Here is a 24,200-nt window from a genome sequence, read left to right on the forward strand (position 1 = left end):
AGCCGATATGCCCGTCGCCCTGATCGGATTGACCGGGAGCCGCCTCTGGCCCTACCCGCAACTGCTGGAGGACACCCTCCTGACCGTGCTGCACGAGGCCCTTGAGATCGGCTACAACAACGCTCAGCTGATGCACGGTTGTGCCGAAGGGGTCGACACCATCGGCCACGAATGGGCCTGGCGAACGGGCCTACTGATCCGAGAGTTTCCCGCCGACTGGAACGGCCCCTGCGCACCCGAGTGCCCACCCGGTCACCGGCGCCGCAACCGCCGCGGATCCGAGTACTGCCCTCTGGCCGGCCACCGCCGCAACCAGCGGATGGTCGACGAGCGCCCCGTACTGTTCGTGGCCGCGTCCTACCGGAACTCCAGCGGTACAGCGGACTGCCTGCGCCGCGCCCGGGCGGCTGGCATCCCGGACTGGACCATCACCGCGGACTGAGCAGGGGCAACACGATCCGGGATCTGCGGGAGCGTTTACCGCGGTAAACCACAACGCCCCCGGGAGAACCGCATGCGCTTCCGCAGCATCGACCGCAACACGGGCGAGGACCACCAGCCCGGCCTCCTCGTCAGCCGCACCTTCTGGGCCAGCGACGTCCCCCGCCTCATCCCCCTATGCCGCCTGCTCGGACACAAGCCCGTCGTGGACGGAACCGACACCCCCTGCCGGTGGGTGGCATGCGCCCGATGCGGCATGCGCGCCGAACCCCAAGGCAACCTCGACCCGAACCAGTGGAACATCGGCCAGCCGTACACCGGCCCCCTCACCCCGACCCAGCCGCTCTCCCCGACAGTTCGTAAGCAGCTGGCACGCAAGGGAATCAAGCCCACCGTCTCCGGCCATCCCGGGCCCTTCCCCGCGCAGCCGGTCGGAACGGTCGGCGGAGAGGTCCACATCGGCAAGTCGAAGTGGCGGACCGTCGGCATCGACGTCAAGGTCGGCAACTGCGGCAGCGAACAGGTACTCGCCGCCAGCATCCGGCTCGGACCAATCGGATCCCTCTACCTGCACACCGAAGACCACGGAAGGTGGCTGCAACGCCGCCTGAACCCCACCGGCTACCAGTCCCGCGAGACCGGCCTGTCCTTGTACGCCGGCCGACTGTCCTGGCAGGTGTGGGCCCGCCGCGACGAGCACCGCGCCAGCGACCCGATATGGATGAGCGGCAGCGTGGCCATCGACCCGCGTGACTACCTGCTGGGACCGCGGAAGAACGAGAAGGTCAGCTCCACCGACGACGTACCCGCGGTCATCCGAATGCCGGAAGGCGACAGCCACGACGTCACCGTCCACCTCGAGCAGTGGCAGACCCGCCGCCGACGCGGACCGGTAAGGACGTTCTGGCGTGCGGAGTGGAACTGCAAGCCGGGCATCCCCGTCCGTAACCACTCCTGGAAGGGCGACGAGTACTTCAGCAGCTCCTTCGTTATCGAAGGCATCACCCCAGACAACCCACGCTGGCCTCAGGTCGTGTGCGGCATGGCGGTGGATCACCTTTGCCGCGACCGAGCCCGCTACGGCTACCGCGCCCCCGAGACCGCCGCCTGAACGGAGACCGCCTTGCCCACACCCCTCGCCGCCGCGCCACCCGCCGCACCGACCAGAGTCCACGGCATGTGCCTCGAGCACGCCGACTACCACTCCATGACCGGGGACTGCTGGAAGACCACCGCCGACTTCTTCTTCGCCCACAGCCACCTGCCTGAGGCGGAGGCCCGCGACTGCTACCAGGCCGCCGTGGAACTCGCGATGCTGAACCAGCACATCCGCCGCCACTTGGCCGGCCCCACCCCCTGAAGGACCCGCCATGCCCACACCGACGCCTCGCCCGTTCATACCGGGCCAACGGCCGCCCACCGCCTGGGAGACCGACCAGATCTTTCGCCAGCCCGAGTACGAGAGCGGCGCACCGTGGACGAGCCACGAAGACCAGGACGACGAGGACTGACGGGAGGCCTGGTTTACCGCGGTAAACCGCTGCCACCCGACCCGGCCCGCCGCAGGATGCCGCCCGTCGGTTTACCGCGGTAAACCGCCCCGGCCCCCGGGACGCCCCGCACGGGTGAAATGCCGGTGTCCCCGCCAGCCGGCGGACAGCAGTCTGGAATGATGCCCCGTGCCCGAAGTACCGGAACCCACGGGAAGCACACGGAGCACGCAATGCCAGCTGCCGTATACGTCGTATCCATCGACCCCCAGGCCTCAACCGTCTGGTGGGCCAACCGGATCACCGACCTGCCCTTCGACTTCTCCCAGGAACACGAAACCCCCGAGAACCTCGCAGTCCTGAAGGACACCGGCGCCGACGTCCACGTCATCGCCAACCAGAAGGGCGGCGTCGGCAAGACCACCACCACCCTGAACCTCGGGGCCGTGGTCGCGGAAGTCCTCAAGAACTCCACCACGCGCAGGCACGTTTTCATCGACACCCCCGGCAGCCTCCAGGACGAAGCCCTCCTCCTCGAAGCCCTCAAGTACGCCACCGACGTGATCGTGCCGATGCCGCCCGAGGGCCTCGCCTTCGACCCCACCGCACGCACCATCACCAAGGTCATCGAACCCACCGGGCTGCCATTCCACGTCGTCGTCAACAACTGGGACCCCCGCGACGGCACCGCAGACCTTGTGGAAACCGAGGCATACATCGACGCCCAGGGTTGGCCCCGCACCCGGACTGTCATCCGCCGCTACAAGGTCCACACCCGCGCCTCCGTGGAAGGACGCGTCGTCACCCAGTACCCGAAGAACCGCGTGGCCATGGAAGCCCGCGAGGACTTCTTCCGCCTTGCCCTGGAGCTCGGCTACGGGGGAGGGAAGTGATGGCAGCCGGCCGCCGCACCAGCCTGGCCTCGCTCGCCGGCGAGAAAGTCGACGACGTCCCCGGCAAGTCCGACCCGCTCCTGCTGTCCCTGCCCCTGAGCAAGCTGGTGCCCACACGGTTCAACCCGCGGCGCCGCTTCGGCACCGAAGAAGAGCTCCGGGAGTTCGGCGAGAAGCTGGCCCGCGAGCAACTTCAGCCCGCGGTCGTCGTCTCCCGCGCCGCCTACCTGAAGCTGTGGCCCGAGGAGGCCGAACACGTCGGCGACGCCTCCTACGTGATTGCCAACGGGGAGCGCCGCTACCGGGCCTCCCGTATCGTCGGCCGGCCGACGATCGAGGTCGTCCACAAGGAAGACGTCGCCTCATCGAGGGCCGCGTTCCTGGACGCCGTGCAGTCGGAGAACAACGACCGCGCCGACCTGGACCCGATCGAACGCGCCCTCGGCATCGACATCATGGTCACCCAGCTCGGAGGAGCCGACCAGGTCGCCGTCTACTACGGCAAGACCAAAGGATGGGTCAGCCAGCAGCGCAAGCTCCTCAAGCTGACACCGGATCTTCAGGATCTGGTCAGCGTGGGCGAGCTGCCGATCCGCGTGGCCCGGGACATCGCGGGCCTGCCGCAGGAGGTTCAGGCGACTGCGTGGGACGAAGAGAAGGAGCGACGGAAGGCCGCCAAGGAAGCCCACGACGGCTGGTCGTCATCGCAGGAGACCCGGGCGTCGGTTCAGGCGGTCCCTGAGACGCCCCGGTTTACCGCGGTAAACCAGACCGCCGAACTGTCTCCCGTGCCGCCCCCGGTGCCGCCGGAGGAACCCGAGCAGCCGTCCCCCGCTCGCACGAAGACACCGGAGCGGTTTACCGCGGTAAACCAGAGCACTCCGCCGCAGGCAGATGTGCCCGATCCGAAGCCTCACCTGCCAGAGCAGCAGAGCCACGATCAGGATGAGACGCACCAGAGCGTCGAAGGCCGCAAGCTGCCGTACGACGACGGCTACTTCATCGCCCATCATCTGATCGTGAAGATGCCGGACGTTGAACTGCAACGTGCCCTGCGGATCCTGAACGCGCACGCCTCCGACAAGGGACTGGACGCGTCTCCGGCTGCTTCGGCCTGACGGGTTCGTGCTGTGCTCGCCGTCTTTCCTGCGCTGCACGGCGGCAAGCACAGCGGACGGGCTGCGATGCCCGGCAAGCCAAGTTGAACCATGGTCAGTTTGGGTGGGTTGCCGGGGTTTCGTATCCCCCGACCGGGTGATCTTCACATCCTGCCCCTTCACAGTGCATATACCTGCGTGAAGGGATGGTGTCTCCGCCGGCTCTGGGGAGCCGGCGGACGCACGGTCGGGAGCGGCGCGTGCGTGGATCGCAGCCCACCCGGGCCTTCCCGGCCCACGCGCACACCCCCCACCTCCCGACCCGGCCGGCCCCTCGCCCGCGGCCGGGAAACTCACAGGGGATGAGGCCTCCCCGCGTGGTGACTTCCCGGACTAGACTCCCGTCATCGAGCGGGCCTGTGCCCGTGAGGTCTCAAAGCCCCTCCCGGGCCGGAGCGCGGTTGTCGGCAACCACCCACCCTCCAGGACAGGGGAGGGGCTTCCTCACACCCCGACGGAACGCCCCCACCCCGTCACCGACAGCGCACATCTAGGCCACACTCCGTCAGGCTTTGGCCACTTGCGGATCGAATCCCTGTCAGTAGGGATGGAATCGTTCCAACCCACCCACCATCGATGCCACAGTGGCATCCCGCACCACTGGGCCTGGCAGCCAGAGACTGCGGGACCACGAGGGCCAGGTACTGCGAATACCCGGCTGAACGAGCACCCTTCCCGATCTGCCGGAGGAGCGGAGACGCCCCGATGTCCGCAGAGCCCGCACGTCCCGAGCCGCACGCCGACGCCGGCCCGGGACGTGTCATCGCCTTTCGCCGCCCCCGCCAAGGCAGGGAGACGCGCGTGCCCGACCAAACAGGCCCCGAACACAGCGGCCCCGACCTGACGCCGGAGCAGAAGCTGGCCGCGACCGTGGAAGCGGTCTTCGCCAGCCACCGCCGCAGCCTGACCGACTCCGAGACCGCCCTGGACTTCACCATCACCCTCGGCATCGTTATCAACGCCCTCAAGGCCGCCCTGGCGCAGGGCAAACTGACCCCCGAGGAGTTCAAGCGGCTGAACGGTCTGATGACCGGCATGCTCGAAGCACCCCGACTGCTGGCCTGAATGTCCCAGTACTCCTGGTAACCGTCCACCTTCACAAAGGTTGTGAAACGGTAACAGTGGACACCCGCTGTAGATCGTTTGCGACAGTCTGTTCAACCCCCGCCCCAACCGTGGCACGATGGGGCGTCCGGACACACCCGGAGGACACACTTCCGGCCACCCGGCGCGCGCCCCGCACCCCACTACGGACGTCCCGCGCCCCCCGGGCAGGCCACTCAGGGACGGGGACACGATGGGCCAAGACGCAACCGGAGCCGCCTCCCGGGCATTCCGCCTCCTCAACAGCGAAGACCTCCGCCAGCGCCCCCAAACCGCCCCCGCCGAACGCCGCACCACATCCGCCGTCGCCGGCGCACCCCTCGACCTCGACCTCATCGACTACCTCGACCAGCACGTCCACGACGTCATCACCCACACCCGCGCCCTCGCCGACGACCCCACACCCCTGCCACGACAGCGCGAGGGCATCTACGACTGGTACGTCGAAAACACCACCACCGCCGACGAAGACCAACAGCGCCTCAGAGACCAGCGCATCGAACAGCACCGCCTCGAACACGCCATCCGCCTCGGCGACTACAACGCCATCCGCAAAGAGTTCTGCCCCAGGTGCGGATGCCTCGGCCTGTTCTGGGAAACCGGATCAAAGCGCGCCGTGTGCAGCCAGAAGCGTTGCCGGACCCCAGACGGCATGGCTTCACGCTGGACACTCGCCCGGCTCGCCGCACAGAAGGCCCACCGCACAGAAATCTGGCGCCGCAATGCAACCTGACCGCCCGCCCGGCGGTCTACATGGCAACATCACAACAGCACACGAACGTCCCCGCACCCCGGGCGCCCCGAGCGTCCACCCGTATCGGCTGCTGGAGCTGCGAACTGTAGCCGCCGTCATGGGAGGCCGACCATGGCCGCAACGCACTACAGTCCGCTGCCCGTTGAGATCGACGACCCGGTGACCTACGAAGAGGCGTCCGCCCTCCTGGCCCAGACCGACCACAAGGCACCCGTGAACACGCTCCGCCGGTGGGTGCAGGAAGCCGACCTGAAGACCGTGAAGTGCGGCCGCCGGGTGTACGTGTCCTGGTCGGACATTCTGGAGGTCCACCGGGACCGGACCGCGGTCAAGTTGAGGGCGTCCTCGAACTGGCCCTGACTGTTGCGCTGCTGACGAAGCCCTGACCCCGATCCAGCTTGTGGGGTCGGGGCTTTCTCATGCCCGGAACACCCAACCCATTGCGACGTAATGGAATATGGGTTACGTTGGGTGTGTTGGAAACGCCACCCCACCACAGGGCAGGCGCAGTACACCCACACCACCCCGGAGCACCCATGGCCGTGATGACGCACGCCCACAACCAGGCCCAAGCCGACTACACGGCCCTCACCCTGGACGACCAGGACCGCTTCGACCACTACATGGAGTTGGCCGACGACCAGGCCGACAACGGCGAATACCTGGCCCTCATGCTCGCCGCCGCCATGGTCGCCGGACTGCGCATCCCGTACGGCGGCCACATCCGCCGCTGCGGCTGCTCCTGCTACTGCCCCACCATCTTCCCCACCAGCCCCGACACCCACGTCATTGAATACGGGCAGGGCTACAACCTCGGACGCGTCCAGTGCGACACCTGCGCCGACCGACACCGCGAAACCGCCGACTAGGCACCCCGGACAGGCCCGGCCGCGCACGACACCGCCTCTGCGCGCCCGGGCCGCACAACCACCCCACCCACGGCCAGGGGAGACCCGCATGCACGCCACCGCCCGCCCCACCCCCATCATCCCGCACGCGGCCGCCCAGGCAGCAGCCGACTACCTCGGTCTCCCCACCGGCCGCCTCACCACCCACAACGACACCGCGCACATCTTCGCCGACGACATCACCCACCTCCTCGCCTGGCGCGACGCCCTCGGAGGCGACGTGACCCGCCAACGCGCCGGCCTCGGCGTCACCCTCTGGACGCTGCGCACCCACACCGAACCCCGCACCGACGGCACCCGCACCCCGATCCTCGTCCACTGCCTCCGCCTCACCGACGAGCCGATCCACCCCACCCTCGCCGACGCCACCGCCTGACACCCGGAGCCCCCCATGAGCATCACCATCCCCGAGCCCGCCGCCGCCAACGCCAGCAACGGCGACTCCTACGACGCCGGCTACCTGGACGGCGAACTCGACGCCATCAGCAAACTTCCCGCCGCCGAAGCCACCGCCCGCGCCTCCATGGCCGACCCCTACGACCCCCTCTGGGCCCAGGGCTACGCCGACGGCTATCTCAACGAAATCCAGGCCACCTACGCCCTCGCACAAGAACAGGGGACCGCCTGATGCAGAACACCGGCGCACAGGACGAACTCGCCGTCCAAGCCCTCAGCAACGCCGGCGCGATGTGCGGAGTCTGCGGCGACGAACCCGGCGACCGCCGATGCCCGGACTGCGAGACCTGCCGACGCCGCTACATCGCCGTCCTTCGCGCCGCCGGCTGGGCACCCCTCGCCGAAGTGCAGGCCGAACTCACGGCCGTCAAGAACAACCTGGCCCAACTCGGTGGAGGCACTGTATGAGCGCCATAGCGCCCGGGATCCGCTCAATCAGCTACGGGGGGGGGCGTTCAGTCGACCGCGCTCCTCGTCCTCGCCGCTCAGGGCCGCATCGACTTCCCGCTGTTCCTTATGGCCAACGTGGGCGACGACTCCGAGAACCCGGGCACCCTCCGGTACGTCGAGGAGTACGCCCGCCCGTTCGCCGTCGAGCACGGCATAGAGCTGGCCCTGCTGGACCGCAGGAAGCGCGACGGGTCCACCGAGACGCTCATGCAGCGGCTGAACCGGCCCGACATCCGGTCCATCGACATCCCCGTCCGTATGGCCAACGGGGCTCCCGGCAACCGGAGCTGCACCGCCGACTTCAAGATCAAGGTGATCGGGAAAGAACTCAAGCGGCGCGGCGCAACCGAGGGTAGCCCGGCGGTGATCGGGATCGGCATCAGCGTCGACGAGATCCACCGGGCGAACAACCGGAAGGTCGAGCCGCACGAGGTCATCACGTACCCGCTCCTCGACCTCGGACTCCGACGTACCGACTGCGCCCGCGTCATCCGCGACGCGGGCCTCCCGGTGCCGCCCAAGAGCAGCTGCTTCTTCTGCCCGTTCCACCGCCCAGAGACCTGGCACGACCAGCGCCGCGACGAGCCCGAGCTGTTCGAGAAGTCGTGCCAGCTCGAAGAACTCCTCAACGAACGCCGCGACGAGCTGGGCAAGGACCACGTCTACCTGACCCGCTTCAACCGGCCGCTCCGGCAGGCGATCCCGGACGGCGTGGACCTGCTGCCGATGTTCGACGAGGCCGACGGGGACTGCGACTCCGGCTACTGCTTCACCTGACCATCCCTCATCCACCCCCCACCCCTACCGGAGCACCACCACACGCACCACCAGAACCCGCAGGACGGAGAACGACCATGCCCCGCACCCGAACCCGAACCGGCAAGCCCGCCACCCCCAAGCCGGCATCCAAGCGGCCCGCCAAGAAGACCACCCCGCGCAAGGCGCTCCCCGTCCGCCCACGCCCCTTCATGACCGACGTCCAGGGCTACGCCGTCCTCGCCGCCCGCATCTCCGGCATCACCACCCCCCACATCAACGCCTGGATCGACCACCACGACGGAACCGCCACCCGCCCCCTGGACGACGGCACTCTCCACTACCACCACAAAACCCGAACCCTCACCTGGCAAGCCACCTGCCGCATGGGCGCCACCCACACCTACCTCATCACCAACCCCGGCCTCGCCCACATGGCCCGCATGCTCGCCGCCCGCTGCACCCAAATCCACCACGACCTGGCCTACGTCGAAGCCCTGACCGCCGACGAGCAGGCCGAATTCGCGGCCTGGGCGGCACGCAGTCAGCCCGCCACGGAACCCGCCACCCGGCCCGTCCCTACCTGGGCCCGCCCCGAGATATCCGGCAACCCCCGCGCCCTCGCCGACACCCTCACCCACGCCACCACCAGCACCGCCGACACCGAACCCCTCAACCTCCACGACATCGCCGAAGGCCTCGCCGCCCGAACCACCGCCGACACCGAAGCACCCAAGGAGCACCCCCAGCCGTGACCGACACCCTGACCCAGGAACAGCGAGACCGCCGCTGGAAGCAGGCCCACACCGCCATCACCAACGCCCTCGCGGCCTCCTGGACCGACTGGCGACGCACCGGCCGCAAGCCCGACTTCACCAAGGGCGCCGACTACGCCATGGACGGCCTGGCAGACCTCGCAGCCGAGATCCTCTCCGACGGCACCATGATGAAAGCCCTCACCGTCAAGGACGGCGAAGTCTGCCTCGATCTGGCTCCCGCTACCGAGATGCTGAAGCTGTTCGTGGCCACCATGCGCGGCATCCTCCACGGCTACGGAGCCGAGAACTACGTCGAAACCGAGATGCAGGCCCCATCGGTCTCACTCGACCTGCGCGACGGTGACACCCCGTACGACTCGTACACCGTCACCATCCAACGCCGCGAACGCCCCACACCCCACGAGTTCCGTCAGCGCGCCGAAGCCCGAATCGCCGCGGTCCTCGCAGAATGCCAGGCCATCGAGAACGAAGTGCACGGCCAGCACGACGAGGACGACGACGGCAAGCGCGAGGCCGTACGCCGGATCCGCGCCGTTGCCCAGGAGGCCGCCGATGCCTGAGCAGCCCGCCGCCTACGAGACCACCCTGGCCGCGCAGCTCGGCACCCGACACCCGAACCTTCTGGCCACCGCCGAAGACGACCTCGCCCTCCTCCGTGCGCGCCTCGCCATCGTCGCCACCTTCATCCACAACCCCGCCCACGACCGGGCCGCACGCGAAGCCCTCGCCCACGACCTCGGACTCCCCACCCCTGCCCAGGAGAAGCCCACCCCATGACCACCGCCCCCAACGTCGTAGGCCTCGACACCAGCCTCACCGCCACAGGCATCGCCCACAGCAACGGATGGTGCAAGGTCATCGGCTACCAGAAAGCCCGCGCCAAAGACCCCGGCATCACCCAACTCCCACACCCCGCCCGACGCGAAGCCCTCCACGAACTCCTCCACGCCATCACCGACACCATCGGATGCCCCGACCTCGCCGTCCTCGAACTCCCCGCACCCTCCCGCAGCGGAGGCGGAGCCCACGAACGCGGATGGCTCTGGTGGCAGGTCTACAACCACCTCGCCTCCAACAACATCCCCGTCGGCCTGATGACCCCCAACCACCGCTGCCTGTACGCCACCGGCAAGGGAAACGCCACCAAGAACCTCATCGTCGACGCCGTCGCCCGCCGCTTCCCCACCTGGCCCACCGCAGGCGACGACAACGCCGCCGACGCCGTCATCCTCATGGCCGCCGGCCGCGACTGGCTCGGACACCCCATCACCAACCTCCCCAAGACCCACCGGGCCGCCATCGACAAGGCGACCTGGCCGACCCCGACCGGAGAAGCCCGATGACCACCGTCACGCCCCCGACGGGCCGCGATAGGAAACCCGCCGCGCAGGGCGGTCTTCGCGCCGCGCCAAGCACCGCGCCCGCCCACACCCCGGAAGCCGCCTGCACCACCGCCGACGGCGACCTGTTCTTCCCCATGGGCGGCAAACGCGAAGTCCGCGAGCAGGAAGAGCAGGCCAAGCAGATCTGCGGCAGCTGCCCGGTCCGGGCCGCGTGCCTGAGCTGGGCGCTGGAGAACCGTGAGGACGAAGGCGTCTGGGGTGGCACGACCGCGGATGAGCGTCGCGGCATGCACGGCCGGCGGCCCAGGTACGCGTTCCGGCGGAGCGCCGCCGCCTACATCATGACCCACCGGTTGGGCGAGTACCGGGAGCTAATGGGTCAGAACCTGCCGGTGCTGGAGGTTGCGAAGAGGCTGGGGACGAACGTGCAGACGGTGAACTCGGTGGGGAAGCGCCTGGCGCTCCTGGAGTGGGCGAAGGAGGTGCAGGCGGCATGAGTTCTCTGACCCCTGAGGAGCGGGGCGACCTCGCTGAGGAGTTGCTGCCGGTGGCCGCGCACCTGTCCGTTCTGGTGCATGGCGACGGTGGCCCGGAGGACGTCCGTGAGGTCATGGACGGTCTGTCGGAGACGCAGATGCGGGCTCTGGTCGTGGTCTTGGCCGGCATGGTCGACCCGGATCAGCCGGTGGGAAAAGCGTTGGGCTGGATCGAGTTCACCGAGCACGGTGCGCTGACGGTTCCGGCGTCGTGGTCCGAGGAGCGTTCGGTACGCGACCTGGCCCCGGAGGGCTGCGAGGGAGTCGACGATGACGACTACGTGGATCAGGTCGCGGTGAACCGGTTCGTCCGCGGATTCCCGGTGGAGGTGTCGGACGCGGAGTTCCTGGCCGGCGTGCAGCGCTGCGTGGCGTTGGAGATGACGTTGCCGGATGTGGACGGGCTGCGCGGGTGGCGGCCGCGGACGGCGGAGAACTGGGTGAACCGGCTGCGGAAGCGGTATCAGCGCAGCGGTCGGGAGTTCCCGTCGCTGGCGAAGCCGGGTACTCGGGTGTTGACGGAGGCGGAGGTGGTGGCGATCAGGGAGCGGTCCGCTGCGGGTGCCACGGATCTGGAGGTGGCGATGGCGTTCGACATCCACTACAAGATCGTGGCCGACATCTGCCGCGGGAAGAGCTACGCACAGTATGGGGGACCGCGGCGCGGGCGACGGGGCATCGCGGACAGGCCTGCGTCCCGTGAGTACATGTGCGGGCATTCGGAGAAGTCGCAGGCGGCTGGGTTCCAGCCGGCGAACGCCGTGCTGACGCCGGCCGAGCGCGACGACGTCCGGGAGCGCACGAACGAGGGTGAGGGCGTCCGGGAGCTGGCCGGCGAGTACAAGGTCCACACGAACACGATCCGCCGCTACGCGGCTTGAGACTGGAGTGCAGCATGAGCGGCGAGACCGTAATCACGATCATCGGCAATCTTGTCGACGACCCGGAGCTCCGTTTCACTCCGGGTGGTGCGGCGGTGGCCAAGTTCCGGATCGCTTCGACGCCCCGCACGTTCGACAAGCAGACGAACGAGTGGAAGGACGGCGAGTCCCTGTTCCTGACGTGCTCGGTGTGGCGTCAGGCTGCGGAGAACGTCGCGGAATCCCTCCAGCGCGGCATGCGCGTCATCGTGCAGGGCCGGTTGAAGCAGCGGTCGTATGAGGATCGGGAGGGGGTGAAGCGGACGGTTTATGAGCTGGATGTCGAGGAGTTGGGCCCGAGTCTGCGGAGCGCGACGGCGAAGGTGACGAAGGCGAGCGGTTCGGGGAAGGGGAAGGAGGCGTATCAGGCGGCGCGTGCGCGGTCATCGGAGGAGGGGCGGCAGGATCCGTGGGCGTCGTCGGGTTTGGCTGCTGAGGCGGCGCAGGCGGGCGCGTGGGGGGATGACCAGCCTCCGTTCTGAGCAGGTGGGATGAGGGGTCTGGCTTCGGTCGGGCCCCTTTGGCGTGTCTGAGGTCCCCAACCCATTGCGACGTAATGGAATATGGGTTAGAGTCGTCTTATTCCACCACCCCACCCAACCACCGGGGGACCCCATGCCGCGCAGCCTCACCTACCCGACCGCGCCCCTCCCGGCCGCCGCCCTCCACGCCATGGCACGCATCGAGTACGCCCTCGCCGCCCACCAGCGTGAGCTGACCGCCAAGGTCGCCGCGACCCTGGGCTTCCGGAAGGGGTGGACGCCCAACCGGCACCTGGGCGAGACCCTCACCAACGTGACCGCGTGGACCCAGTACGAGCTGAACGCCGTGTACGAGCGGACCGGCGGCACCGTCCAGCGGTCCACGGACGGCGGGGACTCCACGTGGAACGCCACCGAGATCACCCTCACCGTCGACGTGCCCGGCATCGGCCCGGTCCGGGTTTCCACCGACTGGGACGAGGAGTCCGGCGGCCGTGACCTGCCGCTGATGCAGGCCATCCCCAACGCCACGCTCATCGCCGCCTGATGGGCTGCGACTGCGGAGCCAGCCCCCGAGAGGTCGCCGCCGGCATCCACTACCCCGGCTGCACCACCAACGACGGAACCCCGGACGACCCGTCCGACCACTACAACCACTGACTGGAGACCTGGCATGGCGGACGAAACCGTCGAGAAGAAGGCCACCATCACCCTGGACGCCGCGAACAGCGACCGCCAGTACCCCGCCTACCAGCTGAGCATCAACGTGCAGACCAGCGAGACGAGCGGGCACGGCTATCGCCTGATGGGTCCCAAGTATGTCGGCGGCAGCCGGAACATCCGCACCGTTCAGCTTTCCCAGAGGGACGCCGACAAGATCCGCGCCATCCTCGACGAGGTGTTCCCGCCGCAGCCGGCCGGGCCCGTGGTGACCGCCCCGGAGTAGCCCGCGCCACGGCCTCCCACGCCCCCTCTGGGAGGCCCTCCGAGGGCCGCGCAGCCCCCATCCCCAACACCCCGTCCGGGGGGCTGCGCGGTCCCCCCACCCACGTACGGGCCGCCCGCCACGATCGCAGCCGGGCGGGCGGCCCACCCTCCAACCCTCCCGGGAGACACCCGACATGGCCCTGGACGAAGACCCGAACGCCCCCGGAACGTACTGGCACCAACTCGCCCAGGACCAGCAGGCTGGCACGTTTTGGAAGTGCCCGTGCGGCGAGCGGAATCCCGGCAGCTACGACACCTGCCACTTCTGCCAGCGCGCCAACCCCACCCCCGAACCCCAGCCGACCCGGCTTCCGGGGACCGTGTTCGCCCCGGCCCCGGGCGACATGGAGGCCTGCTACGACGGCGTCCTGGTCTCGTCCCTGGGTGAAGGGGAGGAGGCCGTCGCCTTGACCGGCGACAAGCGGCGGTTCACGCCCACGCTGGCCGACGTCGGCGGCTTCGAATGGGACGACGTGCCCGTGTTCGAGATCGAAGAGGACACTGTGGTTGCTCTGACCGCGGACAGGCGTACGGCGGCCTCCGCTATGACCGCCTACTTCGTCCTGGTCCTCGGCATTCACGACACCCCCATCATCGGCGCGACGCCCGGTCTGCGCTACGGAGTCGGGCTGTTCGAGTGGGAGCCCGAAGACGCCGACACGCCCTGGACCATGCGCCTCGGACAGCAGGGCAACCACCACGCCATACCCGTCCACTACCTGAACCTCTGGCCAACCCGCAGAAAGGCCCACATCCGCATGAACGCCACCGCTGTCCCGCAGGCCGTCCCCGGCCGGCGTATCACCTACACCCACCCCGTGACCGGCCAGGTGCTGCCCGGGACGATCGCCTCCATCGACGAGGGGAATCTGCTTCGTGCACGGTTGGACGGGCACCGTCTGACGATGACGATCACGGACACGTCGGACCGTGTCGCATACCTGCCGGAGACCGCCACCCTGCCCGTCCCGGTTCCGGTGGGACGGTTCCAGCCGATCCCGGAGGAGATGCACGCCATCCGCGCCGGCGTCCCGCTGACGGTCGTGAACGCCAACGACCTGATCCTCCTCACCACCGACCCGGAGGACGCGGTCGCGGCCGCCACGGCCTACCTGCCCGACATGGGATTCGACCCGTCCACCGTGGACTGGGACACCCTCGAGCAGCGGTGGGCGCTGTTCGAGTGGCCCGAGGGCACCACCGTGCTGACCTGGAACCTGACCTGGGGTGTCGAGACCGACGAGCAGGCCGTGTCCCTGCACTTCCTGCCCGAGCCGCCGTCGGCCCCCGTCGCGTGAGCGCGCCGACCGTGGCGGGCCCGTCGCCTTCGGGTGGCGGGCTTGGCCCATCTCCGGAGTGGGAAGACGTCCTGGCCGACATCGGGGACCGGATCCGAGCCGAACGCCAGGCCCAACGCTGGTCTCAGACCGAACTGGGACGCCGTGCCGGCCTGGCGCGGAACACCGTCAGGCGTCTTGAGGACGGCGAGTCCACGCTTCGGTGCTTTGCCTTGGTCTGCAACGCCTTGGGTGTGGACATGGGTTTCCTGCTGTCCCGGGAGTGGCGGATTCCGAAGCCGGTGCCGCGGTTGGCCCCGGGTCAGGCACGCGTGCTGCGTGCCGTGTCGACCGGGCTTCCCCTGACTGCGGCTGCTGCGGAGTTGGGGATGCGGCGTACCGCGTTGGCCGCCCGCATGTCGGAGATCTACCGGCGGCTGGGGGTTGCTGATCTGCCGTTCGGGGAGCGCCGTTCGGCCGCTGTCCGGGTGGCGGTAGAGCACGGCCTGATCGACGCCGCCTAACCGTAAAACGGGACATCTTAGACACCGCCACCGACGGGCAAGACCGATCACCGCCCGGGAGGGCTCCGTGTACCTGCTCCTCACCGCAGCCCTCGCCGCCGCCATAGGCATCGGCTGGGCTGCCCTCACCAACGCATCCGCGATGCCGTGGCTGGCCGTCATCGGGCCCGCCCTGATAGCCGCCGTCCTCGCCACGGCCGCGGAACGCGCCATCCACCACCTCCGCATGCGCCGCACCCGAACCCACCGCCGCGCCCACGCCAGGAAGGCCACCTGATGCTGACCAACCTCCTCGTAGCCGCCTACGGAGTGCTCATGGCCGTGACCACCCTGCTCGGGCTGACCCAACGGATACCGGTCAGGCAGTACGCGGCCACCATGGCCATCCTGAACGCGCTGGCCGGCGTGCTGTCCGCTGTCAGCGGATGGACCAGCAACGTCTACATCATGGCGGCCGCGACGGCCCTGTTCGCGTGGCTGTGGTGGCACAGCGGCGGCGGTGACGGCACCCGGCGCCGTCTGCGGTCCTGGGCCGGCCGCTTCCAAGGCGTGCGCCGTACCGCCCCTCAGGGGGCGTGATGGCCGGGATCCGTATCAACTGCCCGTCCTGCGGCCGCAGGGTCACCCTGTCCGCGGCCGGCCGCCTGTCCAAGCACGGCCACCCCGACTGCGTGCGGTCACGCAGGTACCTGGGCCGTATCTGGCCTACCAAGCACTTCGGGCGCCGCGTCCAAGCCGTCCCGGGACCCGACATCTGGAACCCCACCCAAGGAGCAGCATGACCAGCCAGACCGCCATCGAGACCACCCCCAGCGGGCAGAGCAAGCTGACCACGCCGCAGCTGAACGGGCTCCTCCACGCGCATTTCATACGGCCCGAGGACCGGCTCAGCCACGCTGGTGCTGGGGCGGTGTACCTGACCGAGGTGACCGCGCCCGGGACCTCCGGACGCCGCGCGGACGCCGTACACATCGGGCTCTGGCAGTCCCGCGGCGCTGGACGGATCGACGTGTGCGAGCTGAAGACGTCCCGCGCCGACTTCCGCCGCGAGCTTGAGCAGCCCGCCAAGGCGGAAGCCTGGTGGCCGTACTCAACCACCTTCTCCATCGTCTCCCCAGGCATCGACGTCACCCCGCCCGATGAACTCCCAACCGGGTGGGGGCTGATGGTGCCGAACCCTCGAGGCGGCCGCCGCTTCAAGACGGTGGTGAAACCGGAGGAACGGGACCCGAAGCTGACGATCGGTCTGCTGATGACGCTGCTCAAGAACACTGAGACCAGCCGCGTCAACGACCTGCGGTTGCAGGAGCAGCAGATGCGCGAACAGTTCTACGTTCAGTTGGAGAAGGCTCGCCGGGAGCGCGGTGTGGTCTCCCCGGAGCAGGTGCGCCGCCTGGATCTGATGGAGCGAATGGAGAAGGCGATGGGCGTGCGGCTGGGCGAGTACGCGTGGGAGGACCAGCTCGAGCCGGAGAACGCTGCGGAGGGATTGGCGGAGTTCATGCGTGGCCACGCTGCGCAGATGAAGGCACGCGAGCGGGGCCAGCAGCACGTGCAGGAGTTGGAGCGGATCGCGGTACGCGCGGCAGAGGAAGCGAAGCGGCTTCGCAAGGCGCTGGAGACCAAGGGAGGACAGGCGTGAGCGAGACGACCGAGCTGGACAAGGCGCGCCGCTACCTGCGCCCCGTTGCGCGGATCCAACTCCCCAACGAGCCAGACCTGGTCCACCTCTCCATCTACCAGTGGCTGGCCAAGTGGGAGGAGTGGGCCACCACCTTCGCGCTCTGCGGGGCTTCCGCTGAGCAGGGCGCGCTGCCCGAGGACACGGAGGTCACCTGCCCGTCCTGCCTGGCGTACCGGCCGACGTATGAGGCCGCCCTGGAGAGGGAGGTGGCAAAGCGGGAGCCGATGCCGCAGACGGAGCTGAACGAGCAGGTTCGGGAGGCGGTGAAGGCGTCGGGGCTGAAGCAGACGTGGATGGCGGGCCGGCTGGGTGTCAGCGAGAAGCATCTCAGCCAGCTCCTGACGGGTCGGATGGTGATGACCGTGTATTGGGCGCAGCAGATTCTGAATCTGTGCGGGATGGAGTTGGTCGTCAGCGTGCGTCCGAAGCCGGGGGTGCGCCGGTGACGGCGGGGAGGTCGGCGTCTGCGCAGGCCCGTGCGATCCGTGCGCGGGCCCGGCGGGGTGTGTGCCGGCGTGTCCTGGCCCTGCTGGGCTGGAGCCGTACCGCCCGTCGTGCGGACGCCGTGGCGGCCCGCTGGGAGAAGGGCGCCGCAGCCGAGGCCGCCACCGCGCGGATGCTTGAGGCGCTGCACCGGCAGGGCTGGCATGTCCGCCACGACCGGGCGTTACCCGGCTCGAGGGCGAACCTCGACCACGTCCTGATCTCACCGTGCGGCACCGCAGTGGTCGTGTTGGACACGAAGCGGTGGCATGCGGGGAAACCGACGTGGCTGGTCCGCGGCCGCGTGTACTGCGATACCGAGGATCGGCACGGGCAGGTGGAGGCGGTGGCCCGGTACGCGGCCCGTGTCGGGCGGGTGCTTCAACTGCCGGCCGTGTCGGTGTTTCCGCTGCTGGTCGTGCACGGTTCCACGGTGGCCGGCGGGGAGTTGGCGCCGCACGTGGCTGTGAATGGCTGGCAGGGCCCGGTGTACGTCCTGTTCGCGGACCGGCTGGTGCCCCGTCTGGCGGCTGCGCCGAAGGGCGTTCGGGACCCGGCCCGGGCGGCTGGTGTCGCTCGGCGGGTGGATGAGGTGCTGCGCCCCTACCAGTGATCCGTTCCCAGGCGTACGGTGGCTGCACCACCTGGGGGGCACCGCAAGAGAGCCCGTCACCTGTTTACGCAGGTGACGGGCTCTTTTTCGCGTTCAGCAGCGTCCGTCGCGGCGTGACGCAGCCCCGCACGCTGGCGGGGCTTCAAGGTGGGGGCGGTCAGGCCATCCCGCATTTAGGGGCGGTGCGCGCGATGGAGATCTCGCGCGCCCTCTCGATGAGGGGCAGGCATGATCCTTCAACAGCCCCGAGGCTGATCTTGTCCATCGTTACCAGCTCCCAGCCCGATGCCGTGGACCTGAGCAGCGCCAGGGGCGGGTGCGGCAAGGACGGGACGACCCGGAAGGCGAACCCAGGAAACGGGTTGCCGTCCATCCGTGCCGGGCGCGTCTCGTCGGCCAAGGCGTCCAGCACGTGTGCGACGCCGCCCGCAGCGCCCGCGGCGTCATCAGCAGCGAGGCGCAGGTTCATCCAGACCCTTCCCTCCAGCGGGTAGTCGCTGTTCTCCCACACCAGGTTCGGGGGGTGGAGCGTGCGGGCCCAGGCGTGCATCTCTCGGTTCAGGGCGTCCGCCCCGCTCTCGCCCAGATTGCGGATTTCGTGGGACGCATCGCAGAGCTCCGGGCCCCCGCCCTCCCTGCCCCACTCCAGCCAGTAGCGGATGACCCCGGCGTTCCCCTCGCGCGCCTGGTACTCCGCGAGATGCTCGCGGATCATTTCCTCCTTGACGGCCTCGGCTTCCTTCTTGATCTCGACGAGCTGACGCGTCAGGCGCTCCGAGGTTTCCTGCAGACTCTGCAGCCGTTCCATGTACTGGCTCACGACACCCCTCCATATACCTACGAAATGAACCCGCGGCAGATCCTTCGCGCGGGCTGCCCGCTCATGCCCGCGCGTCAGTCCTTGGGCGTGAACCTGCCGCCCGTCCCGCGCGTCGCGCCGTGCCGCCCCTTGCCCGGCCCCGCCTCGCAAGCAGCCTGCACCTCACTCGCCAGATACTGCGACTGGCCACGGCGTCCCGGCTCACGCCCCTGCGAGACGATGCCCCACCGCGACAACTGCTTGCGCGCAGACCCGGTAGCGGACGGCCCGCTGTAGCCGAGACGCTCCGCCACCATCGAGATCGTCCACAGCTCGCCGCCGCGCCCCGCACAGTCCAGCGTCAGCGCCGGGCACTGCAAGCCGAGCTGGCCGTAGCCGGCCACCCACTCCCGAACCAGCCTCGGGTAGCCGTTCGGCAGACCCTTCCCCTTCAGCGCCTGCCAGGCGTCCTGATCGTCCACGTCGGCGAGGAGGCGGACCAGGATGCGGCCGAGGCGGATCATCCGGTGGCCGACCGCTTCCGCCTCGTACAAGTCCTCCGCGCCCAGGGACAGTTCGATCAGCGGGCTGTAGCGGTCTGCGCCGGGCGGGTACAGGCAGGCGATCGCGTCGCCTCGGCGGACGCGGCGGACGGTCTCGCACCACCAGTCGGTGGCCGGGTCGATGCCGTGGCGTTCGAGGTCGCCGAAGTCGTCGGTGTCGTAGCTGGCGGACGTCTGGACGATGACCGGGATGTCCTGCTCGGGCATCGGAGGAAGCGTGTGCATGGCGGGCTCCGTCGCGGGTCGGGTTAGCGGCAGTCGCAGGTGCGGGCGTCAAGCCCACAGGTGGGGCACTCGCCGGGGCCGAGGCGTCGGGGCTCGCAGGTGAGGGAGTCCAGCTGTCCGTAGATGCCGCCGGTGTAGCCGGCGGTCAGGTCGCTGTAGACGCCGAGGCTCTCCAGGGTTGCGAGGTCGTCGGATGCGGCTCGCTTGTCGTGGTGGGCGCGGGTGGCTTTGTCGATGGCTTCTTGGGCGGTGGAGCCGTCCGAGTCGCAGCCGGTCCGGTAGCCGTTGGTGTACTCGTAGGCGTACCAGGTGCCGGTGCCGTAGGCGGGGGAGATCTGGTGGTGGGCGCGGATGGTGGTCGTGTCGTCGATGCGGATTTCTACGGGCTCGTGGGAGGTCACGGCTGCCTTCCTGATGCGGCGCTGGCCGATGGCGATGCGGTGGGCGAGGGAGGCGGTGTCGATGATCCAGCGGCCTGCCTGCTTGAGGGCGGCGACGGCTCCGCGGCGGCACCAGGTGCGGATGGTGTCGGCGGTTACGTTGGCCTGAATGGCGGCGGCGGTGGTGTTCATCGGGTCCCCCTCGGTTCGATGACTCCATAATGCCTCACTGTGAGGCTTTATGGAAGGGGGTTACCTCCAACGAGTGAACAGCCGCATGAAGATGGAGGTCAGGCCCCTACTTTGCGGACGCGCGCAAGGTTTCTCGACCGACCTCCCGCCTCCAGGCTCGTTTCTCCCGCGCCCGCTGCGCCTTCCTCGACCGGCCGGTGTCCGCGCAATCTGGGGCTGCCGAACCCCCGACGGTCAGACCTTGCGCAGGATCCAGTTGGCGGCCATCTGCTTGAGACCGACGGCGTCGAACTCGGTCGTGTACTTCCCGGCCGCCGTGGCGGGGACGGCCCCGCGGTTGGTCGAGCACATGATCGGCTTGACGCCGCTGGCGTTCTTCACGCACTCCTTGTTCTCGACCTTGCCGTTCTTGTTGACGTCCGTGTTGGCGTGGTCCAGGCCGAAGATGTGCCCGATCTCGTGGGTGACGGTGTCCTTGCGGTAGCCGTCGTTCACCGTGGCGTTCGTGGAAAACCAACTGGCCACGGTCCAGTACTCGGTGTCGATCAGCACGTGGCCGCCCCACGCGGACCGGTCGGGTATCTCGTAGCAGGGGCGGGCCTGGCTCATGCCGCTCTGGCCGGTGGGCCGGTAGGTGTAGTGGACGACGATGCGGTGCCGGGTCGGGCATGCGGTCGGCTTGGTGGTGTCGAGCGTGGTGCTGATGGTGACCTTGATGCCGGTAATCGCGGTGAACTGGGAGACCGGGCCTTTCAGGTACGGGGTCAGCCGGGTGCGGGCGGCCGCGTTGGCGAAGACGATGGTGTACGGGTCGGGGCTGATGCTGTAGATCCCGAACGCGGTCGTACCGGCCTTCCACCCCTTCCCCGAGTAGACGGGCGCGGTGGCGGCATGGGCGGGTGTCGTGGACGCGGCAAGCAGCGCGAGGACGGCCACCAGGGCCGCGGTCAGGGACGTGAGGATGCGGCGCAGGCTGGGGCGCGAAGGGGAGGAGGGCATGCCCTTCAGCATGGACACGAATCCGGCCCGCGTTGCCCCGGTACGGCAGGCGTTGGTGGTTCCAGCTGGCGTTCGAACGTCAGCGGAAAGGAGGACGCGCCTTGGGTCTGGCCCCGCTAGTCGCCGAGACCCCTGGCCCAAAACTGGCTGGGACCATGGACGGCGGCGTCGGTCAGCTTGGCGATGGCGCGGTCGATCTCGGTGTCGTCGCCGCTTCCGATCGCGTTCCAGAGTGCGCTGAATCCCGTGCCGTTGCGGCGGTATACGACAACCTGGGTGGCATCGTGGTCGGGTAGTGGCCAGGCCGGGAGTGTGGAGAGGCTGAGGCTCGTGAGGTAGTCGAGCGGGGGCATCCCGGACCGCTCTGCGAGTGCGGCCCGGATTTCCCCTGCGGTAGACACAACGGCCGCGTTTCCCACAGCGTTCATCAGGTTGATGGCTGCGGGAGCATTCCTGTCTGGGCGGTACCTCTGGCGGGCAGACCATGTGGCGCTCGTTCGACGGGCCAGCTTGCCCCCGAGGGCGACGAGTTGTTCGGCGTCTTCGCGAGTGGCTCGGCCTGCCGCGACGGCGCGGCCGAGACGGGTGGCCTCTCGTAAAACATCCACTCCGGTTGGCTGAGTTGGCATGCGAGTTCCTCCGGTCAGTGACGAGGGCGTGGTGTTCACGGTAATGCTCTGGACGTGCGTGTGGCCCGGCCTCACCGGAGGACCGGACCACACTGGACCCCACCGGCAACGCGGATTGCGGCGGGAGCTTTGGCTGGCGTCGCCACGGGGGATGGGCGGCGCCAGCTCCAACACGGAGTCTGCCACGCCCCACTGACAGCAGGCAGGCGTTCAGGCCCACTCGAAGCCGACGTACTGGTATCCGGACGGTTCGTCGACCTCGCCCAGGGCCAGCTTGTAGCCGTGCTTCATCGCGATCAGATCGGCCTGCTTGATCAGGGGCAGGTCGATGTACCGGGGGTGTGGCAGGGTGTGGATGGCGGCCGCGATGGTGAGTTCCTGCTCGAGGGCGCCGCATGTCATGCCGGCGACCACCGCGGCGTCGTCGAACGGGCCGCCGTTGCTCTTGGCCAGGACGATCGGCATGACCATCTCGTACTGGGCTTCCTCGGACTCGCTCACCGGGTCCTCCTTTTCGGGCATCCGGCATCGTGGTCGGGCGGGTAGAGCTCGAAGGTGGACAGCTGGATAACGCCCCGGGCACGTTCGTCGTGGGCGCAGCGCGGGCATTCGGTTTCTTCCGGCACGGCTGCTGTGGGCGCGGTCGGGTTCAGCAGGCCTGCATCGTGGAGGGCGCCGAGCGCTCGTCTGGCGGATGCGTCGGGGTAGGCGGGCGCGATGTCCGGGTCGGCGTCGAAGGCGAAGCTGCGCCCGCGGCTGACCCACTTGGCCACGGTGATCAGGGCGTCCCAGGCGGTCAGGGGGATGCCGCGTAGGACGATGCTGGGGTATCCGTCGTCCTGCATCTCGATGCGACCGATGCTGATCGTTGGGGCTGGCTTGGCCGACTCGGGAGCGAGAGCGCAGATTCCCCACGTGTACGTGTGCTGGTCCCGGCAGGCACGTGCGCAGCCTGCTTCGGGCCAGTCCTTCGACGCCATCAGGGACCGTCCAGGGCCTTGATGGTGGCGCACGGGTGGTGGACGTCGTAGTTCGGGTAGTCGCCCGCTGAGCAGTGCTCGCAGGCCCCCGTTTCGACGTTCCGCACGTGCAGGGCACGCACTCGGTCGGTAGCAGCCAGCAGGGTGTCCCGAGAGGGCTTGACGTACGGCTTCCACCACTCAGGCGGCTCGACCAGCAGAGGCGTTCTCAGCACGTTCAGCGCTGCGCCTGTGCCGAGCTCATCGAGCTGCTTGTAGCCGTCGGCGTCCAGGTCGAAGGCCTCGTACACGATGACGCGGGTCTGGTCGGGGCCGGCCTCGATGGTGATGTCGGCGTTCACCGGGATGTGGTTGGGGACGATCCCGTTGGCGATGAGCCAGGCGCGGATGGCTTGCTGCCGTTCGGACACCAGGTGCTTGGCCATCACACCACCTGGGCCAGGTCGGACAGGGCCTGGTCCCAGTCGGTGAAGCGGATGCCGCGGTCGTCGATGTAGGCGACGGCAGGCAGCTTCCGGTCGGTGACGAGGAGGGGGCCGACCTCGTTCCAGAACTCGCGCTTGGGGTGGGTGGGGCCGTCGACGTCTACGACGGTGTCGAATCCGCGTTGTGCGAGCCAGGCGGCGACGTTGGTGGCGTCGCGGGTGGTGTGGATGAAGACGGCGTACGTCCGGGTGAGCTGCTCGAGGGCTTGGAGGGCGCCGGGGAGGGGCGGGTCGTAGATGGTGCCGTCCTGCCAGCCGCGGGAGTACTGGTGGATGACGCCATCGAAGTCTATGGCGAGGGTTTTGGGGTGGGAGCTCATGGGCTCTACCGTCCCGCTCATCCGCGTGCCGTGTTGCCCCGGTTCGGAGGGGTGGCCCGGCAGGGTACTGGGGGTACGCCTGCCGGGCCGGCTTTCAGGGTGTCAGCCCCACCAGGTGTCCAGGGGGGTGACGGCCGGTTCGGTGGTGCGGACGGCCGGGAGGGTGGTGTCGTCGACGGTCACCGCGGTGGTGGTGTCGTCTGCTTGGGCTGTGGTGGTGGTGAGGGCGGTTCCGGTGACGGTGGCGGCGGCGAGGGTGAAGCCGGCCAGGGCGGTACGCAGGCGGTTCTTCATCCGGTGGGCCTTTCTCTGGTCGCAGGGCGGATTGAATGCTGATGGGGCGTCTGGCCCGGTGTGTCGTACTTGTGTCCGCTGCGATCCCTACGGTCCGTGGGCGCGTTCTGGCAGTGGACGCGCGGTGGGGTTGTGGGGAGGATACGAGTACGAGCGCCGGGGGACGCCCCGCGGTTAATCTGCCTTAGTCTGGCCGGGCGATCAACTGTTCGGTGTCTGCGTGTGTGTGCATTGCATGTTGGTGCAGTGGTGGTGTTTTCGAAGCGGGGGATTTGGATCGTTGGCCACACATTTCGA

Annotated in this window: 40 protein-coding genes; 30 read left to right on the top strand and 10 right to left on the bottom strand. The window is 68.9% G+C overall.

Features of this window, described 5'->3' with window-relative positions; translation table 11 throughout:
- Nucleotides 1-7 precede the first annotated feature (7 nt).
- The 30 genes from ACWD4O_RS38745 (at nucleotide 8) to ACWD4O_RS38890 (ending at nucleotide 18,037) form a co-directional block, all read left to right on the top strand.
- Nucleotides 8-442, top strand: a complete 435-nt coding sequence (locus ACWD4O_RS38745; protein ID WP_451287500.1) for an SLOG family protein — start codon at nucleotides 8-10, stop codon at nucleotides 440-442.
- Nucleotides 443-514: 72 nt separating this feature from the next.
- Nucleotides 515-1,552, top strand: a complete 1,038-nt coding sequence (locus tag ACWD4O_RS38750) for a hypothetical protein (protein WP_451287502.1) — start codon at nucleotides 515-517, stop codon at nucleotides 1,550-1,552.
- A 12-nt stretch (nucleotides 1,553-1,564) separates the two neighbouring features.
- Complete coding sequence (locus tag ACWD4O_RS38755; protein WP_451287504.1) at nucleotides 1,565-1,801, top strand: hypothetical protein; 237 nt, start codon at nucleotides 1,565-1,567, stop codon at nucleotides 1,799-1,801.
- A 10-nt stretch (nucleotides 1,802-1,811) separates the two neighbouring features.
- The gene (locus ACWD4O_RS38760; RefSeq protein ID WP_451287506.1) at nucleotides 1,812-1,952 is read left to right on the top strand and encodes a hypothetical protein; all 141 of its coding nucleotides are present in this window, start codon (nucleotides 1,812-1,814) and stop codon (nucleotides 1,950-1,952) included.
- A gap of 212 nt (nucleotides 1,953-2,164) precedes the next feature.
- Nucleotides 2,165-2,824 carry a ParA family protein gene (locus ACWD4O_RS38765; RefSeq protein ID WP_451287508.1) on the top strand — a complete coding sequence of 220 codons (660 nt, stop codon included), beginning with the start codon at nucleotides 2,165-2,167 and terminating at the stop codon, nucleotides 2,822-2,824.
- A complete protein-coding gene (locus ACWD4O_RS38770) occupies nucleotides 2,824-3,942 on the top strand; it encodes a ParB/RepB/Spo0J family partition protein (RefSeq protein WP_451287510.1) in 1,119 nt (372 codons plus the stop codon). Before ACWD4O_RS38765 ends, ACWD4O_RS38770 begins: the two co-directional genes overlap by 1 nt.
- Nucleotides 3,943-4,782: 840 nt before the next feature.
- Nucleotides 4,783-5,046 (top strand): hypothetical protein, encoded by a 264-nt coding sequence (locus ACWD4O_RS38775; protein ID WP_451287512.1) that lies wholly within the window; start codon nucleotides 4,783-4,785, stop codon nucleotides 5,044-5,046.
- Nucleotides 5,047-5,278: 232 nt separating this feature from the next.
- Nucleotides 5,279-5,818 (top strand): hypothetical protein, encoded by a 540-nt coding sequence (locus tag ACWD4O_RS38780; protein WP_451287514.1) that lies wholly within the window; start codon nucleotides 5,279-5,281, stop codon nucleotides 5,816-5,818.
- 132 nt (nucleotides 5,819-5,950) lie between these two features.
- Nucleotides 5,951-6,199, top strand: a complete 249-nt coding sequence (locus ACWD4O_RS38785) for a hypothetical protein (RefSeq protein WP_451287515.1) — start codon at nucleotides 5,951-5,953, stop codon at nucleotides 6,197-6,199.
- 176 nt (nucleotides 6,200-6,375) lie between these two features.
- On the top strand, nucleotides 6,376-6,708 hold the full coding sequence (locus tag ACWD4O_RS38790; protein ID WP_451287517.1) for a hypothetical protein: 333 nt from the start codon (nucleotides 6,376-6,378) through the stop codon (nucleotides 6,706-6,708).
- 88 nt (nucleotides 6,709-6,796) lie between these two features.
- Entirely contained in the window at nucleotides 6,797-7,123 is a 327-nt protein-coding gene (locus ACWD4O_RS38795; RefSeq protein ID WP_451287518.1) for a hypothetical protein, read from the top strand.
- Nucleotides 7,124-7,138: 15 nt separating this feature from the next.
- Entirely contained in the window at nucleotides 7,139-7,375 is a 237-nt protein-coding gene (locus ACWD4O_RS38800) for a hypothetical protein (protein ID WP_451287519.1), read from the top strand.
- On the top strand, nucleotides 7,375-7,611 hold the full coding sequence (locus ACWD4O_RS38805; protein ID WP_451287521.1) for a hypothetical protein: 237 nt from the start codon (nucleotides 7,375-7,377) through the stop codon (nucleotides 7,609-7,611). The genes ACWD4O_RS38800 and ACWD4O_RS38805 overlap by 1 nt, the downstream gene beginning before the upstream one ends.
- 108 nt (nucleotides 7,612-7,719) lie before the next feature.
- The gene (locus tag ACWD4O_RS38810; RefSeq protein WP_451287523.1) at nucleotides 7,720-8,430 is read left to right on the top strand and encodes a phosphoadenosine phosphosulfate reductase; all 711 of its coding nucleotides are present in this window, start codon (nucleotides 7,720-7,722) and stop codon (nucleotides 8,428-8,430) included.
- 77 nt (nucleotides 8,431-8,507) lie between these two features.
- The gene (locus ACWD4O_RS38815; RefSeq protein ID WP_451287525.1) at nucleotides 8,508-9,164 is read left to right on the top strand and encodes a hypothetical protein; all 657 of its coding nucleotides are present in this window, start codon (nucleotides 8,508-8,510) and stop codon (nucleotides 9,162-9,164) included.
- Nucleotides 9,161-9,748 (top strand): hypothetical protein, encoded by a 588-nt coding sequence (locus tag ACWD4O_RS38820; protein WP_451287527.1) that lies wholly within the window; start codon nucleotides 9,161-9,163, stop codon nucleotides 9,746-9,748. Before ACWD4O_RS38815 ends, ACWD4O_RS38820 begins: the two co-directional genes overlap by 4 nt.
- Complete coding sequence (locus ACWD4O_RS38825; protein WP_451287529.1) at nucleotides 9,741-9,965, top strand: hypothetical protein; 225 nt, start codon at nucleotides 9,741-9,743, stop codon at nucleotides 9,963-9,965. Before ACWD4O_RS38820 ends, ACWD4O_RS38825 begins: the two co-directional genes overlap by 8 nt.
- A complete protein-coding gene (locus ACWD4O_RS38830) occupies nucleotides 9,962-10,531 on the top strand; it encodes a hypothetical protein (RefSeq protein ID WP_451287531.1) in 570 nt (189 codons plus the stop codon). Before ACWD4O_RS38825 ends, ACWD4O_RS38830 begins: the two co-directional genes overlap by 4 nt.
- Nucleotides 10,528-11,028, top strand: a complete 501-nt coding sequence (locus tag ACWD4O_RS38835) for a WhiB family transcriptional regulator (RefSeq protein WP_451287533.1) — start codon at nucleotides 10,528-10,530, stop codon at nucleotides 11,026-11,028. Before ACWD4O_RS38830 ends, ACWD4O_RS38835 begins: the two co-directional genes overlap by 4 nt.
- The gene (locus tag ACWD4O_RS38840; protein WP_451287534.1) at nucleotides 11,025-11,948 is read left to right on the top strand and encodes a hypothetical protein; all 924 of its coding nucleotides are present in this window, start codon (nucleotides 11,025-11,027) and stop codon (nucleotides 11,946-11,948) included. Before ACWD4O_RS38835 ends, ACWD4O_RS38840 begins: the two co-directional genes overlap by 4 nt.
- Nucleotides 11,949-11,962: 14 nt before the next feature.
- Nucleotides 11,963-12,469 carry a single-stranded DNA-binding protein gene (locus ACWD4O_RS38845; RefSeq protein WP_451287536.1) on the top strand — a complete coding sequence of 169 codons (507 nt, stop codon included), beginning with the start codon at nucleotides 11,963-11,965 and terminating at the stop codon, nucleotides 12,467-12,469.
- Nucleotides 12,470-12,602: 133 nt separating this feature from the next.
- Nucleotides 12,603-13,016: a hypothetical protein gene (locus tag ACWD4O_RS38850; RefSeq protein WP_451287538.1), complete on the top strand. Its 414-nt coding sequence runs from the start codon at nucleotides 12,603-12,605 to the stop codon at nucleotides 13,014-13,016.
- 126 nt (nucleotides 13,017-13,142) lie between these two features.
- Nucleotides 13,143-13,415, top strand: coding sequence for a hypothetical protein (locus ACWD4O_RS38855; RefSeq protein WP_451287540.1), 273 nt, complete (start codon nucleotides 13,143-13,145; stop codon nucleotides 13,413-13,415).
- A gap of 175 nt (nucleotides 13,416-13,590) precedes the next feature.
- Complete coding sequence (locus ACWD4O_RS38860) at nucleotides 13,591-14,754, top strand: hypothetical protein (RefSeq protein WP_451287542.1); 1,164 nt, start codon at nucleotides 13,591-13,593, stop codon at nucleotides 14,752-14,754.
- Nucleotides 14,751-15,257 carry a helix-turn-helix domain-containing protein gene (locus ACWD4O_RS38865; protein WP_451287544.1) on the top strand — a complete coding sequence of 169 codons (507 nt, stop codon included), beginning with the start codon at nucleotides 14,751-14,753 and terminating at the stop codon, nucleotides 15,255-15,257. The genes ACWD4O_RS38860 and ACWD4O_RS38865 overlap by 4 nt, the downstream gene beginning before the upstream one ends.
- Nucleotides 15,258-15,324: 67 nt before the next feature.
- Nucleotides 15,325-15,534 carry a hypothetical protein gene (locus ACWD4O_RS38870; protein WP_451287546.1) on the top strand — a complete coding sequence of 70 codons (210 nt, stop codon included), beginning with the start codon at nucleotides 15,325-15,327 and terminating at the stop codon, nucleotides 15,532-15,534.
- Nucleotides 15,534-15,836 carry a hypothetical protein gene (locus ACWD4O_RS38875; RefSeq protein WP_451287548.1) on the top strand — a complete coding sequence of 101 codons (303 nt, stop codon included), beginning with the start codon at nucleotides 15,534-15,536 and terminating at the stop codon, nucleotides 15,834-15,836. The genes ACWD4O_RS38870 and ACWD4O_RS38875 overlap by 1 nt, the downstream gene beginning before the upstream one ends.
- 199 nt (nucleotides 15,837-16,035) lie before the next feature.
- On the top strand, nucleotides 16,036-16,899 hold the full coding sequence (locus tag ACWD4O_RS38880; protein ID WP_451287550.1) for a hypothetical protein: 864 nt from the start codon (nucleotides 16,036-16,038) through the stop codon (nucleotides 16,897-16,899).
- Entirely contained in the window at nucleotides 16,896-17,387 is a 492-nt protein-coding gene (locus tag ACWD4O_RS38885; RefSeq protein ID WP_451287552.1) for a helix-turn-helix transcriptional regulator, read from the top strand. The genes ACWD4O_RS38880 and ACWD4O_RS38885 overlap by 4 nt, the downstream gene beginning before the upstream one ends.
- Nucleotides 17,384-18,037, top strand: a complete 654-nt coding sequence (locus ACWD4O_RS38890; RefSeq protein ID WP_451287554.1) for a nuclease-related domain-containing protein — start codon at nucleotides 17,384-17,386, stop codon at nucleotides 18,035-18,037. Before ACWD4O_RS38885 ends, ACWD4O_RS38890 begins: the two co-directional genes overlap by 4 nt.
- A gap of 157 nt (nucleotides 18,038-18,194) precedes the next feature.
- Here the strand turns inward: ACWD4O_RS38890 and ACWD4O_RS38895 are convergent, their stop codons facing one another.
- The 10 genes from ACWD4O_RS38895 to ACWD4O_RS38940 form a co-directional block, all read right to left on the bottom strand.
- Nucleotides 18,195-18,857 carry a hypothetical protein gene (locus ACWD4O_RS38895; RefSeq protein WP_451287556.1) on the bottom strand — a complete coding sequence of 221 codons (663 nt, stop codon included), beginning with the start codon at nucleotides 18,855-18,857 and terminating at the stop codon, nucleotides 18,195-18,197.
- A 74-nt stretch (nucleotides 18,858-18,931) separates the two neighbouring features.
- The gene (locus ACWD4O_RS38900) at nucleotides 18,932-19,624 is read right to left on the bottom strand and encodes a hypothetical protein (protein WP_451287558.1); all 693 of its coding nucleotides are present in this window, start codon (nucleotides 19,622-19,624) and stop codon (nucleotides 18,932-18,934) included.
- A gap of 23 nt (nucleotides 19,625-19,647) precedes the next feature.
- Nucleotides 19,648-20,196 (bottom strand): hypothetical protein, encoded by a 549-nt coding sequence (locus ACWD4O_RS38905; RefSeq protein WP_451287559.1) that lies wholly within the window; start codon nucleotides 20,194-20,196, stop codon nucleotides 19,648-19,650.
- A gap of 234 nt (nucleotides 20,197-20,430) precedes the next feature.
- On the bottom strand, nucleotides 20,431-21,195 hold the full coding sequence (locus tag ACWD4O_RS38910; protein ID WP_451287561.1) for a M12 family metallo-peptidase: 765 nt from the start codon (nucleotides 21,193-21,195) through the stop codon (nucleotides 20,431-20,433).
- Nucleotides 21,196-21,311: 116 nt separating this feature from the next.
- On the bottom strand, nucleotides 21,312-21,596 hold the full coding sequence (locus tag ACWD4O_RS38915) for a hypothetical protein (protein ID WP_451287563.1): 285 nt from the start codon (nucleotides 21,594-21,596) through the stop codon (nucleotides 21,312-21,314).
- Between the two features lie 438 nt (nucleotides 21,597-22,034).
- A complete protein-coding gene (locus tag ACWD4O_RS38920) occupies nucleotides 22,035-22,325 on the bottom strand; it encodes a hypothetical protein (RefSeq protein WP_451287565.1) in 291 nt (96 codons plus the stop codon).
- Nucleotides 22,322-22,804 (bottom strand): hypothetical protein, encoded by a 483-nt coding sequence (locus ACWD4O_RS38925; RefSeq protein ID WP_451287567.1) that lies wholly within the window; start codon nucleotides 22,802-22,804, stop codon nucleotides 22,322-22,324. The genes ACWD4O_RS38920 and ACWD4O_RS38925 overlap by 4 nt, the downstream gene beginning before the upstream one ends.
- Nucleotides 22,804-23,229 (bottom strand): hypothetical protein, encoded by a 426-nt coding sequence (locus tag ACWD4O_RS38930; RefSeq protein WP_451287568.1) that lies wholly within the window; start codon nucleotides 23,227-23,229, stop codon nucleotides 22,804-22,806. Before ACWD4O_RS38930 ends, ACWD4O_RS38925 begins: the two co-directional genes overlap by 1 nt.
- Complete coding sequence (locus tag ACWD4O_RS38935) at nucleotides 23,229-23,609, bottom strand: hypothetical protein (protein WP_451287569.1); 381 nt, start codon at nucleotides 23,607-23,609, stop codon at nucleotides 23,229-23,231. Before ACWD4O_RS38935 ends, ACWD4O_RS38930 begins: the two co-directional genes overlap by 1 nt.
- A 102-nt stretch (nucleotides 23,610-23,711) precedes the next feature.
- On the bottom strand, nucleotides 23,712-23,903 hold the full coding sequence (locus ACWD4O_RS38940) for a hypothetical protein (protein ID WP_451287571.1): 192 nt from the start codon (nucleotides 23,901-23,903) through the stop codon (nucleotides 23,712-23,714).
- Between the last annotated feature and the right edge of the window lie 297 nt (nucleotides 23,904-24,200).

It is taken from the genome of Streptomyces sp. NPDC002623 (assembly GCF_053592635.1).